The sequence below is a fragment of the Rickettsia sp. TH2014 genome (assembly GCF_019249195.1).
Lineage (GTDB): Bacteria > Pseudomonadota > Alphaproteobacteria > Rickettsiales > Rickettsiaceae > Rickettsia > Rickettsia felis.
In genome coordinates, this window is record NZ_MXAX01000234.1 from 1 (window position 1) to 2,432 (window position 2,432).

Consider the following 2,432-nt stretch of genomic DNA (forward strand, 5'->3'; position numbering starts at 1 on the left):
GCGTAACTGCAATATGGAGGCATGACCAATTTTATTTTGCATATGATTGTTTTTTAAATTAATTAAAATCCATTATTTCGCCTAAAGGAGTTATATAAGAAGAATTTATTTTGCCCTCGGCTATATCAGCACTAAAGCCTTCACTATAGTTAACATCACCATTTTCGTTTATTTTTTTACTTAAAAATAATATAGCATTTTCAAATTTATTTTCTTTTAATATAGGCTGATTATTTAAACTAAAAACTTTCATGGCAAGCCTTTCGTTATTAGGTAATCTAAAATATATTTCTGATCCGTTATTGTATTCAAAAAAATTACATTTATTATAAGCGCCTAATAATAATAAATTATTTAATACATCTATGGTAACTTGTTCTTCAAGGTTTATTCCTTTAGGAAATGGTATACAATTATTATGATTATTTTGTATATTGGAAGAAAAAATACTTAACAACTCCTGTTGAGTAAAGTCAGGAAATTTAGGTTCTACTGTATTTTGTACATTATTATAATTTAATGCAGTAAAATCTAATTCAGTATAGTGGGTTGTATCACCAATCTCCAAAGTATATATATGTTGACCTTGCAATTCTTCTTCAAATAAATCTTCCCATATTATTTGTAATTCTTCTAGTAGTTCCTGAATATATTTATTATCATCTTTAACATCGTTAATTTCATCTGCAAAGCTTTTCATTACAAAAAATTTAAAATCTTTTAATTGTGAAGGTTTATAAGATTCAATTTTATTTTGTAATTTCTCTTCTAAATAATCTATTAGTGACGCAATATCTGCAGGAAAATTTTTAGTTATTTCTAATAATTCTTTTTTATGCTGTTCTGAAATTATATTCATTTTCTAATCTAATCTCGTCTCTTTCTTAAAAAAGCCGGTATGTCATGAATATCAGACTCCTTATTATCTTGATCTAGAGTATTAACAATAATGTTTTTGCGTTCTAAAGTTTGATTATTTGAAGCACGCAGAGAACCCCATATTTTTCCTAAAAATGATGGTTTTGGTGAGTCATCTTCAGATCTGTTGAAACTATTTGCATGTAACCCTAGCTCTTTTTCATTTCCGATAAAATTTTGATTTATTGGAGAGTCGGTAATTTCAATATTTTCGGTACTATAGCTGTTAAAATCAGGAATTTCTTCTATTTGTGTAGGTTGTACTATAGATTCATTATAAGTTTCTTCAGGAACTATGTTGGTAGTTCCAGCTATTGCGGGTTTATATGTCGGTACTTTATCGGCATCAATACCGGTAGCAACAACCGATACTCGGATAATTCCTTTTAATTCCGGATTAAATGTTGAACCGAAAATAATATTAGCATCAAGATTATCTACTTCTTCTCTAATTCTATTAGCAGCGTTGTCAACTTCAAATAAGGTCATGTCAGAACCACCGGTAATATTGATTAATACACCTCTTGCACCGCGCATTGAGCTATGATCTAGCAGCGGATTTGAAATTGCAGATTCTGCCGCTTTAATAGCTCTATCTTCGCCGCTAGCTTCACCCGTACCCATCATTGCTTTACCCATTTCGCTCATTACTGCCTTAATGTCGGCAAAATCAAGATTAATAAGTCCTGGCATAATCATTAAATCTGTTACTCCTCTAACGCCTGCATGTAATACGTCATCTGCCATTTTGAAAGCATCGGCAAACGTCGTTTGTTCATTAGCAATACGGAATAGATTTTGGTTCGGTATTACAATTAAAGTATCAACGAATTGCTGTAATTCAATAAGTCCTTTATCGGCAGTTTTCATACGATGACCGCCTTCAAAATGGAAAGGTTTAGTTACTACCCCAACCGTAAGGATGCCTAGTTCTTTAGCAATGCATGCAATAACCGGTGCAGAACCGGTACCTGTACCGCCGCCCATACCTGCCGTAATAAATACCATATTGCTACTTTCTAGGTAACTACGAATTTCGCTTTCTGATTCTTGAGCAGCAAGTGCTCCAACCTCAGGAGAAGCTCCTGCTCCAAGACCTCTAGTCGTAGAAACACCGAGTTGTATTTTGTTAGTGCATAAAGAATGTTCAAGCGATTGTGCATCAGTATTAGCTACTACAAAATTAGCGCCTTGCAGATTAGCACTAATCATATTATTTACTGCATTACTACCTGCGCCCCCAACGCCGAAAACCGTAATGGTCGGCTTTAATACTATATTTTCAGGAGCTTTTATGTTTAAAACCATGATACTCTTTTATTTTACATAATTAATGTTTAAGTATAATAAAAGATTAAGGCTGTGTGAAGAAAAATTTAATTATTTATATTTTTGTTCTTTTTGGCTGCAAATTATAAGATTTTTTTGAAATAGGAACAGCTATTTGCTGCAAAAATCTTATTAATTTTCGCTCAAAAATATCTAAAAATATAAATAATTAAATTTTTCTTCAC

Annotated in this window: 2 protein-coding genes; both read right to left on the minus strand. The window is 31.9% G+C overall.

What is annotated here, in order from left to right:
- Positions 1-58: 58 nt before the first annotated feature.
- On the minus strand, positions 59-592 hold the full coding sequence (locus KYQ89_RS04680; protein ID WP_256621353.1) for a hypothetical protein: 534 nt from the start codon (positions 590-592) through the stop codon (positions 59-61).
- A gap of 275 nt (positions 593-867) precedes the next feature.
- Positions 868-2,226, minus strand: coding sequence for a cell division protein FtsZ (gene ftsZ, locus KYQ89_RS04685; protein ID WP_218460624.1), 1,359 nt, complete (start codon positions 2,224-2,226; stop codon positions 868-870).
- Positions 2,227-2,432: the final 206 nt, after the last annotated feature.